We start from the raw sequence: 13,519 nt of genomic DNA on the forward strand, positions 1-13,519 counted from the left end.
CCCAGGCCTCCCGTTATGGCCGGAATGCGGGCCGCAACCGGTCTCCCAGCTTGCGAAACCCGGTCACCCGGTGAGCCCGTACACACGCTGCGCGGTGCCGGCCCGGACCGTGTGTTGTTCGGTTGGCGAGAGGTCTTTGATCAGGTCGTCAGCGGTGGCCAGCACGCGTTCGTACGAGCCGGCCAGCGTGCACACCGGCCAGTCCGAGCCGGCCATCAGCCGGTCCGGCCCGAAGGCGGCCAGCACCACGTCCGCGTACGGGCGCAGGTCGTCGAGCGTCCAGCGGGCCCAGTCGGCCTCGGTGACCAGCCCGGAGAGCTTGGAGGTGATGTTGGGCCGGCGGGCCAGATCGCGGATGAGCGAAGCCCACGGCTCGATCTCGCCAGTCGCTACCGGTGGCTTCGAACAGTGATCCAGGACGAACCGCACGTCCTCCAGCGCCGTCACCGTCTCGGTGGCGGCCGCCAGCTGCGAAGGCAACGTCAGCAGCTCGTACGCGAGCCCCGCCGCGCCCACCGCGCGCAGGCCCCGGCGTACGTCCTCACGGCAGAGCCACCGGGGGTCGGGCTCGCCCTGCACCTGATGCCGGATCCCCTTGAGGAACTCCCCGCCAGGCAGCTCCCGCAGCTCCGCCAGCCGCTCGGCCACACCGTCCGCGGTGAGGTCCACCCATCCCACCACTGCCGCTAGCAGCGCCTCCTCGGCGGCGATCGCCAACAGCTCAGGTGTCTCTTCCGCCACCGACACGGTCTGGACGACCACCGTCGCATCGACGCCGGCCTTCGCGGCCAGCGGCTTCAGGTCCTGAATCCCGAAACTCCGCCGGATCGGTGCCATCGCCGCGCCGGTGATCCACTCCTGATCCCGTACGTCCAGATCCCACAGATGATGATGCGCGTCGACCACCATCTCAGTTCTGCGACTTCCCACTGGTGAGGCGGGTCAGGATCAGGGCGACCAGGATGATCGCGCCGTTGATGGCCGGATTCCACAGCGGATCGACGCCGGCCAGCAGCAGGATGTTCTGGATCAGTCCGAGGACGATGACCCCACACAGGGCGCCGAACAGGGTGCCCCGCCCACCGTTGAGGCTGATGCCACCGATCACCGCCGCGGCGAACACCGTGAAGATCATCCCGTTGCCCTGGCTGGCGGCCACCGACCCGAGCCGGCCGGCCATCATCACGCCAGCGAGGGCGGCCAGAAACCCACCTATCGCATAGACGCCCCATACTGTGCGGCCGGTACGAATGCCCGCTGCGCGGGCCGCGTCGACGTTGCCGCCGATCGCGTACAGCGCCCGTCCGGCACGGAAATACCGCAGTGTGACGATGCCAATCGCGTACGCCGCGATGCAGACCAGGATGGAGACTGGAATGCCGAACCAGCTCGCCGAGCCCAGGTAAGAAAAAGACGCCGGTTCCTGGAAAAGGCTCTTGCCGGCGCTTGTACCGGTCTGCAGACCGCGCAGCACGATCAGCATGCCGAGCGTGACAATGAACGCGTTCAGCCCGAAACGGACCACCAGGGTTCCGTTGAAGACGCCGATCAGAATGCCGACGCCCAGGCAGATTGGGACCGCCCAGACCGTCGGCAAGCCAAAATACATCGGTACGAGCAGGCCGAGTGCGGGTGCCAGACCAATGGTGGATTCCAGCGAGAGGTCGAAACGGCCGGTGATGAGGATGCACGCCTCGGCCAGGACGAGCAGCGAAAGCTCGCTCTGTTGCTGAAGGACGTTCATCAGGTTCTCGACACTGAGGAACGTGTCCGGCGCGATGATGAAGCCGACGATCATCAGCACGACGATGACTGGGATCATCGCCATCTCGCGTAACCGGTTGACCCAGATGATCGCGTTGGCGCGACGGGCTATCGGCACCTCATTACTAACGGTCGTCACGCGTACCTTCCATTCCGGCCACGAGGTCGGCGTCCTGCCAGCCCTTGCTCTGTTCCGCGGTCAGCCGGCCGGCGAACATCACCAGCACTCGGTCGCAGCCGCGCAGGTCGTCCAGCTCGTCGGAGACGATCAAAGCGCCCGCGCCGGCCGCGGCCGCGGCGTCAATGGCGGCCAGAAGTGTTTCCTTGGCGCGAATATCCACCCCGGCGGTGGGGCCGATGAGGACCAGGGCGCAGGGTTCACTGGCCAGTGCTCGGGCCATCACGACTTTTTGTTGGTTGCCGCCGGAAAGGCCGTAGAGCGGGGTAGTGATCGACGGCGTCTTGATGTCCAGCGTTCGTACGGCTTCGTTCGCCAGCGCCGCTTTTCGGCGCGGGGAAAGGAAACCGGCCCGGCCGAGCCGCCGGGGCACGGTCATGGTGGCGTTTTCGGCCATCGACAGCTCCGGTACGAAACCGGTGGCGCGGCGATCCTGCGGTACGAAGCCGATGCCGGCCTTCAGCGCGTCCGGCACGCTGCCCGCTCGTACGCGCTGGCCGGCGGCCTCCACGACACCGGACGTGGGCGATCGCATGCCGGCCAGGGTCTCCGCGAGCGCCACCGCGCCGCTGCTGGCCGAGCCGGCGACTCCCACGATTTCCCCTGGGGCGACCGAAAACGACACCGATTCGTACGAGCCGGCCAGTGTCAGCTCGCGTACGGCCAGCGCTGGCGGGCCGGATTTGCGGGTACGGCTGGAAGTCTCGCCCAGCAGGTGGCTGGCGGCCGCCTCCGGGCCGGTCATGGCGGCGACCAGCGCGTCGGTGTCCAGCTCGTCGACCGGCGCGGTGATGATGTGCCGGGCGTCGCGAAGCACGGTGACCCGTTGGCAGAGCTGGTAAATCTCCTCCAGGTGATGCGAGATGTAGCAGAAGGTCACGCCGCGCTCCTGCAGCGCCCGCACTTTGCGGAACAGTCGGGCGATCCCGCCGGCGTCCAGCTGCGCGGTCGGCTCGTCCATGACGACAAACCGGGCGCCGTGGCTGAGCGCCCGGGCGACCTCCACCATCTGCCGCTGCTCGACGGTCAGGTCCCCCGCCAGCTGCTCGGGGTTCACGTCCACCTCGTACGACTCAAGCAGCTCAGCGGCCCGTCTGCGCAGTCCTGGCCAGGAAATCGGGCCGCGCTCGCTTTGCCGGTTGAGAAACAGGTTTTCGGCCACGCTGAGCGTTTTGATGATGGTCGAGTGTTGGTAAACACAGGCCACTCGCTGCCGCCAGCCATCTCGATCCGAGATCGCCGGCGCGGCTTCTCCGTTGAAAAGCACGGTTCCGGAGTCCGCGCCGGTCAGGCCGGTCAGCAGCGACACCAAAGTGGACTTGCCGGCGCCGTTGCGGCCGACCAGCGCGTGGGTCTCGCCGGGCACGATCGACAGCGACACGTCGTCCAGAGCGACCGTCGTACCGAAGCGTTTGGTGACTCCGCGCGCCTGCGCGATCGGGGTTACTGGTTCGCCCACAGGCTCTTGTCCGTCGAGGCGATCGTCTGGTACGAGCCAATTTTCTGCGGAGTCAGGGTGACCAGTGGTGCTGGCAACTGGTCCTCCAAACCGTTCGGCAGCTGGATGATCGTGCTGCCGTGATCGGTCGGACCGGGCTTGAAGGTCCTGCCGGCCAGTGCCGCCTTCGCGTAATAGAGGCCGTAATACGCGTACGTGTCAGCTGGCTGCGACACTGTCGCGTCGATGTCCCCGCTGGCGATGCCGCTCAGCTCCTGCTTGATGCCGTCATTCGACACGATCTGGATATGCCCGGGAGTGCCGGCCTTCTTCAGCAGACCTTTCTGTTTGAGCAGCGCGATCGTGGGCGCCAGGAACACGCCACCGGCCTGCATGTAGATGCCCTGGATGTTGTTGTTGGTCTGGCTCAGCACGGTCTGCAGGCCCGCCGAGGCCTTGTCCGCCAGCCACTGGGTGGGCACCTCGTGCACCACGATCTTCGGGTAGTTCTGCTTCATGCAGGTGGCGAAGGCTTCGGACCGGTCGCGGCCGTTGATGGACGCGAGGTCGCCCTGGAATTCCACCACGTTTCCGGCGCCGTGCAGGGTTTCGCCAAGGTACGTGCAGGCTTTCTGGCCGTACGCCTTGTTGTCGGCCCGTACGACCATGAAAACCTTGCCAGCGTCTGGCCGGGTGTCCACCGACACCACCGGGATCTTCTTGGTGTCCAGACTGTCCAAAGTGGACTTGATGGCACCGGTGTCCTGTGGCGCCATCACGATCGCCTTGGCGCCCCGGGTCACCAGCGACTGGACGTTCGCGACCAGCTTGCCGATGTCGTTCCCGGAGTTGGTCGGCGGCAGCAGTGAGACGCCGAGGCCGGCTGCCTTCTGCGGCACGAAACTGTTGTAGGAGTTCCAGAAGTCCGAGTCCGAGCGCGGAAAATCGATCCCCACCTTCGCGCCCGCGATGCTGCCGGAGCCGCTGCCGCAGCCGGTCAACAGGCCGGCGCAGGCCACCGCCGCGACGGCGAGAAGGGCGGTAAAGCGTGATCGGTGCATACGAAACCTCGCCAGCTGACCGAAGATCCTATAGGGTGTTTCATCTTCTGGGTCGCGGGCGTGCCTGTCAAGTGAGCGCTCCGGGTTTGTACGCGCTGTCGAGCAATCCAGCATGGACCAGCTCGTCCCACAGCGCGGCCGGCACGTCCCGTTCGAACATGTCGACACCGTCGGCGACCTCGTCGGCACTGCGAGCGCCCAGCAGGACGGTCGCGACCGCCGGATGGGAGGCGGCGAAGGCCAGCGCGGCCGCCTTCAAGGGCACCCCGTGCCGCTCGCAGACCTCCTGCATCCGCAGCGCCCTGTCCACCACTGGCCGCGGCGCAACGCCGTAGTCGTACCGCGCCTGTGCCTGCGGATCAGCCAGTACGCCGGAGTTGAAAACACCGCCGATGACCACGCTGACGCCTCGCTCGACGCACGCCGGCAGCAGGTCCGCGGCGCCGCTCTGGTCCAGCAGCGTCCAGCGGCCGGCCAGCAGGACCGCGTCGATGTCGGTTTCCCGGACGAACCTGGTCGGGATCCGCGACTGATTCATGCCGACCCCGATCGCACCGACCACGCCCTGCTCCCGGAGTTCGTGCAGGCGCCCGTACGCGGTGTCCAGGGCGGCCTCTTCGTGGTCGTCCGGGTCGTGGATATACGCGATGTCGACGCGGTCCAGCCCGAGTCTGTCCAGGCTGGCCTCCAAAGATCGGGAAATTCCGGCGGCGCTGAAGTCGAAGACCAGGTCGGCCGGTTCGCCGTCGGCGAAGATGCCGGTCGGTCCGCCTGGCCGCGGGTGCACGAGCCGGCCGACCTTGGTGGACAGCACGTACGAGTCACGGTCCCGGCCAGCGAGCGCACGGCCCAACCGTCGCTCCGACACCCCGTGCCCGTACTGCGGCGCGGTGTCGAGATAGCCGATGCCCGAGGACAACGCGGTGGCGATGGTGGCCTGCGCGCCGGACTCGGCGACATGCTGGAAAAGTCCGCCGAGCGCCGCACAGCCCAGCCCCAGCCTGGTGACAGATACTGTGCTGTGGCCCAGAACGCGGCGCTGTTCGGCGAGATGCGTCATGCTGATCTCATTTCCTACATCGAATAGGCTATAAGTCTCGGCACCGGCTCCGGCTGGTGCCAGCGACCGAGAAGGGGGCCGGCTGACATGACATCCGTACCGGCGGACCGCGCGAGCGTACGGCTCCCGCAGCGAAACGTGCTTTCCGACGACGTCTATGAATCCGTGAAAGCGTTGATCATGGACCATATCGTCGAGCCTGGCGCGCGGATGTCCATCGACGGGCTGGCTCGCGACCTGCAGGTGTCGCCGACGCCGCTGCGGGAGGCGCTGGCCCGGCTGGAGTCGGACGGCCTGGTGGTGAAGCAGCCGCTGCGTGGCTATCGGGCCACTCCGTTGCTGACCACCCAGGAGCTGACCGCCTTGTACGACTTCCGGCTGCTGATCGAGCCGTGGGCCGCCGCGCATGCGGCCGAGCGGGTGAACGACGCCGGCGTCGCCGCGTTGGAAGCCGAGATGGACAGCGGCGCGGACGTGCCGGAAAGCGGCGAATACGACACTTTCAAGTCGCTGACCATGCATGACTCTCGTTTCCACGACCTGGTTGCCCAACTGTCGGGCAACGAACCGCTTCGGCTGGCGCTGGAGCGTACCCACTGTCACCTGCACACCTTCCGGCTCTACTACTCCAGCGGCATCGGGTCGCAGGCGGTGGCCGAGCACCGTGCAGTGGTGAAGGCGATTGTCGGCGGCCGGCCGGAAGCGGCCGAGAAGGCCATGCGCCGACACCTGGAAAAGGCGTTGCGCAGGCTGGTTGTCGCCACCAGCACCGACTGACACGTGGCCTCCTCCCGAGTGTGCGCTAGGCCATCAGGGAATTTCCTATAGGAAATCTGGCGAGTTTGCTAGGGTCGTTCGCAAGATGTTCCTGCCTGGACACCAAGGGGTTCTCCTATGCCGCGTATCAGCGCCCTCACCGTTTCGGACGTGCGGTTCCCCACTTCCCGGGAGTTGGACGGGTCGGACGCGATGAACCCGGACCCGGACTACTCCGCCGCGTATTTGACGCTGCACACCGAGGCCGACCCGGTCGCGTACAGCCTGGTCTTCACCATCGGCCGCGGTAACGACGTGGTGGCCGCGGCAGTCGAGTCGCTGTCGCCGTACATCGTCGGCCGGGACGTGGACGAGCTGTGCGACGACCTGGGCGGATTTTCCCGCGCTCTGGTTTACGACTCGCAACTTCGCTGGCTGGGCCCGGAAAAGGGCGTCATGCACATGGCGATCGGGTGCCTGGTCAACGCCGTCTGGGACCTCGCTTGCCGGCGAGCCGGCAAACCGCTATGGAAGTATTTGGCCGATCTCAGCCCCCAAGAGCTGGTCGAGCTGGTCGATTTCCGCTATCTGACCGACGCGTTGACCCCGGATGAGGCAGTTGAGCTGCTACGGGGGAAAAGCTCTGGTCGGGCGGAGCGGGAGGCGTTGCTGCGAACCGAAGGTCACCCGGCGTACACGACGACCCCGGGCTGGCTGGGCTATTCGGACGAGAAGCTGGCCCGCCTCGCTCGGGCCGCGGTGGACGCCGGTTTCGGTCAGATCAAACTGAAAGTTGGCGACAACCTGGACGACGACAAGCGCCGGATGGCGCTCGCCCGTGAGGTGGTCGGGCCGGACATCGGGGTAGCCACCGACGCCAACCAGCGCTGGGATGTGGCCGAGGCGATCACCTGGATGAACGAGCTGCGCGACTTCCGGCCGGCCTGGATCGAGGAACCCACCTCGCCGGACGACATTCTCGGCCACGCGGCGATCCGCCGCGGGGTGGCGCCGATCCCGGTGGCTACCGGTGAGCACGTCCAGAACCGGGTGGTTTTCAAGCAGCTCCTGCAGGCCGAGGCGCTCGATGTCGTACAGATCGACGCCTGCCGGGTCGGTGGCGTGAACGAGAACCTGGCGATCTTGTTGCTGGCAGCCAAGTTCGGCGTCCCAGTGTGTCCCCATGCCGGCGGAGTGGGGCTGTCCGAGCTGGTCCAACATCTGGCCATGTTTGACTATGTGGCGGTGTCCGGCACTCATGACAGCCGGCCGCTGGAGTGGGCGGACCACCTGCACGAGCATTTCCAGGTGCCGGCCCGGGTCAGCGGTGGCCGCTATGTGGCGCCGGACAGTCCGGGGATCGGGGCGCAAATGCATCCGGATTCGGTGGCCCGGTTCAGTTTTCCGGATGGTCCAGAGTGGAGGGCGCAGTGAGCGACGAATTCGACAGCATGATGGCCGGCGCACTGACCGGCGCCGATTTCGCCGGCACGGCCGCGATAGTCACTGGCGGAGCGTCCGGCATCGGGCTGGCCACCGCCGTGCTGTTGGCCAGTCGCGGCGCTCAGGTGGCTTGCCTGGACCTCTCCGACGAGGTGCCCGAACCGTTGCTGGGCCTCAAATGTGACGTACGGGACGACGCTGCCGTACGCGCCGCGGTCGCATTGGCGGTGCAGCGGTTCGGACGCCTGGACGTGGTGGTGGCCAATGCTGGCATCGGTGCCCAGGGCACCGTCGAGGACAACTCCGATGACGAATGGCATCGGGTTTTCGACGTGAACGTGCTCGGCGTGGCGCGTACGGTCCGAGCCGCTTTGCCGGCCCTGCGGGATTCCGATCGAGCGGCTGTCGTGGTGACATCGTCTATTGCCGCGGTGGCTGGGATTCCGCAACGCGCGCTTTACAGCGCTTCCAAAGGTGCGTTGGCGGCACTGACGTTGGCGATGGCGGCCGACGCGGTGGCCGACGGCGTACGAGTGAACGCCGTCGCGCCTGGAACCGCGGACACTCCCTGGGTGGGCCGGTTGTTGGACTCGGCGGCCGATCCGGCAGCTGAGCGGGCCGCTTTGGCAGCCCGGCAGCCGATGGGACGGTTGGTCTCGGCCGAGGAAGTCGCGCACGCTATTTGCTACTTGGCGTCGCCCCTTTCCGGGTCGACCACCGGAACTCTTCTCAACGTCGACGGCGGAATGTTCGGCCTGCGGTTGCGCCCGAAGGGCTGACGCGCGGTTACTCGACGTGAGGGTTATGTGGCGGGCACTGCGGTTTTCCGGGTGTTCTGAAAGAAAGCAAATCGCCAGCCGGTGTTTGCACGTACGGCCGTGAGGGTCACCACTGAGGTCACGGGTGCGTGGTCCGGCTTGCCGCCGTCGGCAATTACCAAGGCGACATCTGGTGTCAGATAACGGATATCGAGCGAAGCGTCGGCGCCGTCGCTGGGCATCTTGACGCCTTTGAGTGGGCCGTTAAAGAGAAAACTATGGCTGGCCTCAATGGCCGCGCGCCCGCTGTCGCGAGTGCCCAGCCAGCTGATGTAGTCGGCGTTTTCGGCGAACAGGGCGGCGTACGCGGTGGCGTCCCCCTTGTTCCATGCCGCGGTCAGCTGGCGCAGCAGGTCCTGGATCTGGCTGGTGTCGGTCTCGGCGGACATTGAATTTCTCCTTCTAGAGGTGGAATTACCAGGGCAAGCGGTGCCCGTCATCTTGCGGTTCTCCGCAGAACGGATCGCGCCCTGATCGTATGCTGCGATCCGCTATATGGCAAGCTGCCATAACGTCGGGCCTGGAGATGCACCGAAAGGTGGCGGGAGAAACTAGGAGACGAGGAACAGGCTGTCCAGGACGCGTACGACGTCATCCTGGAGATTGCCGGCGGCATCTTCGTGGCCGGCGAGCTGGTGGAGCAGGGCCAGTTGGAAGACGCCGTCGAACATGGCATATGCGGTGCGGGGCGTGACCGTCAAAGGCGTGCTGGCGAGTTCGGCATAGCGGCTGACGATTCGCCAGATCATGTCCTGCAGAACCTGGTCGATTTCCAGCGCGTCCTTGCGAAAACTCTCCTCGAAAAGGCTCTGGTTGCGCAGGTCGTACCAAAGCCGGTGCATGTGCGGTTCTTCGCACAGCGTTTCGGCCATCGCGGCGGCGAAACCGGTGCGCAGCTCGCTGGCTGAGGTGGCGGCGGCGACGAGGTCGTCGTAGCGGGTAGCGCACTCGATTTTGTATTCACGGACGCAAAAGGTGATCAGGTCGACCTTGTCCGTGAAGTAGTAGTGCAGCACCCCGTGCGAGAACTCGGAGTTCTGCGCGATCTCGCGCAGGCTCGTACGGGCATAGCCGAGCTCGGACAGGGTCTTGAGCGCGGACGCGGCGAGCTGGCCGCGGCGCTCGGTGAACTTGTCCACCGGCGGCCGGCGCGGGGTCTTCGCCCTGCTTGCCTTCGCCACCTGCGTCATCACGAATCTCCCGGTCAGCCCACGTCCATCGCGTCAAGTCTAACCCGGCACCCTACCCGTACGGGCGGAGTCTTGACAGTCGTCCAAGAAAGTCTTGACGAGTGTCAAGATGTTGCCTAGCGTGTGACCCGAGTCACCGGGCGCCGATCGGGTCCGGAACGGCCCCGGACGGGGGCCCGAACCATCTCTGGGAGGCGGAGTCGGATGAGCGTGTACGACCTGACCGGACGCAAGGCGTTGGTGACCGGTGGCGGACGAGGCCTCGGGGCGAGCATGGCGGAGGCGTTGGCGGCGGCCGGCGCGGCGGTGGCGGTGGCCGACATCCAGGAGGACACCGGCAAGGAAACCGCTGGCAAACTGCGGGATTCCGGTGCGACGGCGGCTTTCGTGCCGTTGGACGTGACCGACGACGCGAGTTGGGAGTCGGCGATCACCGCGACCATCGGCGAGCTCGGTGGGCTGGACATTGTCATCAACAACGCCGGAGTGGAGATTTCCGGGCTGTTGATCGACATCGACTCCGCGGACGTACGAAAGATGTTGGACGTCAACGTTGTCGGCACCGCGTTGGGTATCAAGCACGCTTTCCGGACCATGAAACCGGGCGGCGCGGCCGGCAACGGCGGCGCGGTGGTGAACATCGCGTCGGTCGCCGCGACCATCGCTTTCCCAGGAATAGCCGGCTATTCCGCCACCAAGTCGGCGGTCGACCGGCTCACCCGGGTGGCCGCGCAGGAGTCCGGCAAGCTCGGCTATGGCGTACGGGTCAACTGTGTTTATCCGGGTCTGGTGCCGACCGTGATGGGCATGCAGCTCGCTCAGGACATGGTGACGCTCGGGCTCTATCCGACCGTCGAGGCGGCGGTCGGCGCGGTGATCGACCTGACTCCGCAGGGTCGGCTCGGCGAGCCGGCGGACATGGCCGACGCGGTGGTCTTCCTTGCCTCGGACGCGGCCCGGTTCATCACCGGCGCGGGGCTGCCGGTCGACGGCGGCATGGGCATGTGACCGACTTTTCCTTGAACGTACGAGAAAGGCACTCCCATGACTGACAAACCAGTTGTCGTTTACGGCGCCTCCGGCTACACCGGCCGGCTGGTCTGCGAATACCTGCGCGAGTTGCATGTCCCGTTCGTGGCCGCCGGTCGGGACGCGAAGCGCGTCCAGGAGGTGCTGGACAAGGTTCCGGGCATCGAGGATGTCGAGCACGAGGTGGTCGAGGTCGAGCACGACGTGGACGCGCTGACCGAACTTTTCAGCGGCGCCAAGGTCGTCAGCAACATGGTCGGCCCGTTCATCAAGCATGGCCCGGAAGTCGCGCAGGCCTGCCTGAACGCTGGTACGCATTACCTCGACACCACCGGCGAACAGGACTGGGTGCTCGCCGCCCAGGAGCAGTTCGGTGCTCAGTTCGCCGCGAAAGGCCTGCTGCTTTCCCCTGGCATCGCCCAGATGTACACCACCGGCGAGATCGCGGCGAACATCTGCCTGGAGACGCCAGGCCTGGACACCCTCGACATTCTGGTGCTGTGGAAGGGTTTTCCGACGTACGCGTCGACCCAGACGATCTTCACGATCCTCAAGGCGGACTGGTTCTACCTGGAGAACAACCAGCTGCGGAAATGGGATCCGCGGTCCAAGTTCGAGGTGAACGTGCCCGGCCAGCACGCGACCGCGCTGGCGGTGCCGTGGGGCGGCACGAGTCATCCGGTGTGGTTCAAGAACGACCCGCGAGTGGCGTCCTGCAAGGTCGTCGGCGGGGTTTTCGACCGTGCGGTGATGGAGGGGGTCGTCGCGACGGTGAATCTGGTGGAGGAACAGATCAAAACCCTGCCCGCCGACCAGCAGGACGCGGCCCTGGCCGAGGTCGCCGCTTCCGTCCAGGCGGGCATGCCGCCACGGGAGAACCCGCGGGTCAACACCTCGCTGGACTCGGTGTACGCGTCCGGCCCGCTCGGTCGCGCACATTGCGTGATCCACGGGAACAGCAACTACAAGCAGACCGGTCTTTTGCAGGCGTACGCGGCATATTCGCTGCTGCAGCAGGCGCCTCGGCGGACCGGCCTGGCCTCGGCCTGCCAGGCATTTGGGCACCGGGAGTTGCTCGGAGTGCTGAAGAATTTCGGGTTGGTTCTGGAGCCCGAACTCACTGTCAACTAGCGGACCGGCGGCGGGTTCCCGGCATGGGGAGCCTGCTGCCGGCTGGTAGCCAAAACCGAGGGCGGCGCCGTGCGTTTGACCGACTACCTGGACAAAGGGGCCTCGCTCGGCCCGGATCTACCTTGCCTGACAACCGATAGCCAGACGCTGTCGTACGCGCAAGTGCAGGACCTGTCGTGGGGAATCGCGCGGGCGCTGGACCGGTCCGGGGTGCGACCGGGCGAGAAGGTGGCCATCCTGTCGGCCAACGATCCGCTCGCGTTTTCGTGTGTTTTCGGGATTTCTCGGGCCGGCGCGGTGTGGTGCCCGATCAATCCGCGCAACGAGGCCGACGAGAACCGCGAACTGCTGGATTTCTTCGACTGCAGCTGCCTGATCTTCCAGGCGTCCTTCGCGCCACTGGTCGAACGGATTTTCCCGCTACTGCCCCAAGTGAAGACACTGGTCTGTCTCGACCAGGACCTGCCGACGGCGATCCACTTCGACCAGTGGGTGGCCGGGCTGCCGGCCGGGCCATGGCAACGGGAGGCGGTCGACGACACCGCGATGATCGTGGGTACCGGCGGCACCACCGGCAAGCCGAAGGGTGTGATGCTGACCGGGCGGAACATCGAAACGATGACCGCGTTGACGCTCATGAGCTACCCGATAGGGGACCGTCCGGTCTATCTCGCGCTGGCCCCGCTGACGCACGCGGCCGGAGTGCTGTGCTTCCCGATTCTGGCTTCCGGCGGCCAAATCATCATCATGCGAGCTCCGGACCTGAAAGTTTTCCTGGAACTGGTGAAAAGTCACTCGGTCACGCACACTTTCCTGCCGCCGACACTGATCTACATGCTTCTCGGGCAACCTGATCTGCCGTACGCGGACCTCAGTTCGTTGCGATGTCTTTGGTACGGCGCGGCGCCCATGTCGGCGGCCCGGCTGGCCGAGGCGCTGGTGCGTGTCGGTCCGGTGATGGGGCAGCTGTTCGGTCAGACCGAGGCGCCGATGATGATTTCCACGATGGCGCCGGCCGACCATTTCCATCCGGACGGCACGCCGGCGACCGAGCGGTTCGCGTCCGCCGGCCGGCCGAGCCCGCTCGTACAGGTGGCGATCGTGAACGACGACGGAAAGCAGTTGGCGGCCGGCCAGCGCGGCGAGATCGTGGTACGGAGTTCACTGGTGATGGCCGGCTACTACAAGAATCCGGAAGCCACCGAGGAAGTCGGCCGGCACGGCTGGCATCACACCGGGGATATCGGCTATCTCACCGAGGACAACTACCTTTTCATTGTCGACCGGGCCAAGGACATGATCATCACCGGTGGCTTCAACGTCTACTCGGCCGAGGTGGAGCAGACGCTGATGGAGCACCCGGCCGTACGAGACTGCGCGGTTGTCGGCCTGCCGGACGAAAAATGGGGCGAGCGGGTGACCGCGGTGATCCAGTTGCACCCTTGGCAGAGTGTGTCCACCGAGGACGTACGCGCCTTCGTGAAGGCCCGGATCGGCAGCGTGAAAGCCCCCAAACAAGTGGAGATCTGGGCAGACCTGCCCCGCTCGAAAGTGGGCAAGGTGCTGAAGGCAGAAGTCAAGGCACAGCTGAAAGCGTTCTAGGAAAGCAAAAATGGGCCCCTCCGGGTGGAGGGGCCCATTTTTCGTTGCC

The 13,519-nt window shown here is 66.0% G+C and carries 13 protein-coding genes; 6 read left to right on the forward strand and 7 right to left on the reverse strand.

What is annotated here, in order from left to right; translation table 11 throughout:
• Nucleotides 1–63: 63 nt before the first annotated feature.
• The 5 genes from ABD301_RS15115 to ABD301_RS15135 all read right to left on the reverse strand — a co-directional run bounded on the left by ABD301_RS15115 (nt 64) and on the right by ABD301_RS15135 (nt 5,501).
• Nucleotides 64–909, reverse strand: coding sequence for an amidohydrolase family protein (locus tag ABD301_RS15115; RefSeq protein ID WP_344310821.1), 846 nt, complete (start codon nt 907–909; stop codon nt 64–66).
• 1 nt (nt 910) lies between these two features.
• On the reverse strand, nt 911–1,903 hold the full coding sequence (locus tag ABD301_RS15120) for an ABC transporter permease (RefSeq protein WP_344310823.1): 993 nt from the start codon (nt 1,901–1,903) through the stop codon (nt 911–913).
• Nucleotides 1,890–3,401 carry a sugar ABC transporter ATP-binding protein gene (locus tag ABD301_RS15125; protein WP_163567792.1) on the reverse strand — a complete coding sequence of 504 codons (1,512 nt, stop codon included), beginning with the start codon at nt 3,399–3,401 and terminating at the stop codon, nt 1,890–1,892. Before ABD301_RS15125 ends, ABD301_RS15120 begins: the two co-directional genes overlap by 14 nt.
• On the reverse strand, nt 3,386–4,441 hold the full coding sequence (locus ABD301_RS15130) for a sugar ABC transporter substrate-binding protein (RefSeq protein WP_344310824.1): 1,056 nt from the start codon (nt 4,439–4,441) through the stop codon (nt 3,386–3,388). The genes ABD301_RS15125 and ABD301_RS15130 overlap by 16 nt, the downstream gene beginning before the upstream one ends.
• Nucleotides 4,442–4,508: 67 nt before the next feature.
• Nucleotides 4,509–5,501, reverse strand: a complete 993-nt coding sequence (locus ABD301_RS15135; RefSeq protein ID WP_344310826.1) for an aldo/keto reductase — start codon at nt 5,499–5,501, stop codon at nt 4,509–4,511.
• A gap of 87 nt (nt 5,502–5,588) precedes the next feature.
• Here ABD301_RS15135 and ABD301_RS15140 point away from each other — a divergent pair, with 87 nt between their 5' ends.
• From ABD301_RS15140 to ABD301_RS15150, 3 genes are all read left to right on the forward strand, one after another.
• Nucleotides 5,589–6,278 carry a GntR family transcriptional regulator gene (locus ABD301_RS15140; RefSeq protein WP_344310828.1) on the forward strand — a complete coding sequence of 230 codons (690 nt, stop codon included), beginning with the start codon at nt 5,589–5,591 and terminating at the stop codon, nt 6,276–6,278.
• A gap of 117 nt (nt 6,279–6,395) precedes the next feature.
• Nucleotides 6,396–7,691 (forward strand): enolase C-terminal domain-like protein, encoded by a 1,296-nt coding sequence (locus ABD301_RS15145; protein WP_344310830.1) that lies wholly within the window; start codon nt 6,396–6,398, stop codon nt 7,689–7,691.
• On the forward strand, nt 7,688–8,479 hold the full coding sequence (locus ABD301_RS15150; protein WP_344310832.1) for an SDR family NAD(P)-dependent oxidoreductase: 792 nt from the start codon (nt 7,688–7,690) through the stop codon (nt 8,477–8,479). Before ABD301_RS15145 ends, ABD301_RS15150 begins: the two co-directional genes overlap by 4 nt.
• 23 nt (nt 8,480–8,502) lie before the next feature.
• Here the strand turns inward: ABD301_RS15150 and ABD301_RS15155 are convergent, their stop codons facing one another.
• Both ABD301_RS15155 and ABD301_RS15160 read right to left on the reverse strand, forming a co-directional pair.
• The gene (locus ABD301_RS15155; RefSeq protein WP_344310834.1) at nt 8,503–8,907 is read right to left on the reverse strand and encodes an SgcJ/EcaC family oxidoreductase; all 405 of its coding nucleotides are present in this window, start codon (nt 8,905–8,907) and stop codon (nt 8,503–8,505) included.
• 162 nt (nt 8,908–9,069) lie between these two features.
• The gene (locus ABD301_RS15160) at nt 9,070–9,708 is read right to left on the reverse strand and encodes a TetR/AcrR family transcriptional regulator (protein WP_344310836.1); all 639 of its coding nucleotides are present in this window, start codon (nt 9,706–9,708) and stop codon (nt 9,070–9,072) included.
• Nucleotides 9,709–9,912: 204 nt separating this feature from the next.
• Here ABD301_RS15160 and ABD301_RS15165 point away from each other — a divergent pair, with 204 nt between their 5' ends.
• From ABD301_RS15165 to ABD301_RS15175, 3 genes are all read left to right on the forward strand, one after another.
• The gene (locus ABD301_RS15165) at nt 9,913–10,716 is read left to right on the forward strand and encodes an SDR family NAD(P)-dependent oxidoreductase (protein ID WP_344310837.1); all 804 of its coding nucleotides are present in this window, start codon (nt 9,913–9,915) and stop codon (nt 10,714–10,716) included.
• 36 nt (nt 10,717–10,752) lie between these two features.
• A complete protein-coding gene (locus tag ABD301_RS15170; protein WP_344310839.1) occupies nt 10,753–11,868 on the forward strand; it encodes a DUF5938 domain-containing protein in 1,116 nt (371 codons plus the stop codon).
• A 69-nt stretch (nt 11,869–11,937) separates the two neighbouring features.
• Entirely contained in the window at nt 11,938–13,470 is a 1,533-nt protein-coding gene (locus ABD301_RS15175) for an AMP-binding protein (RefSeq protein WP_344310841.1), read from the forward strand.
• Nucleotides 13,471–13,519 lie beyond the last annotated feature (49 nt).

The organism is Fodinicola feengrottensis (genome assembly GCF_039530045.1).
Taxonomy (GTDB): domain Bacteria; phylum Actinomycetota; class Actinomycetes; order Mycobacteriales; family HKI-0501; genus Fodinicola; species Fodinicola feengrottensis.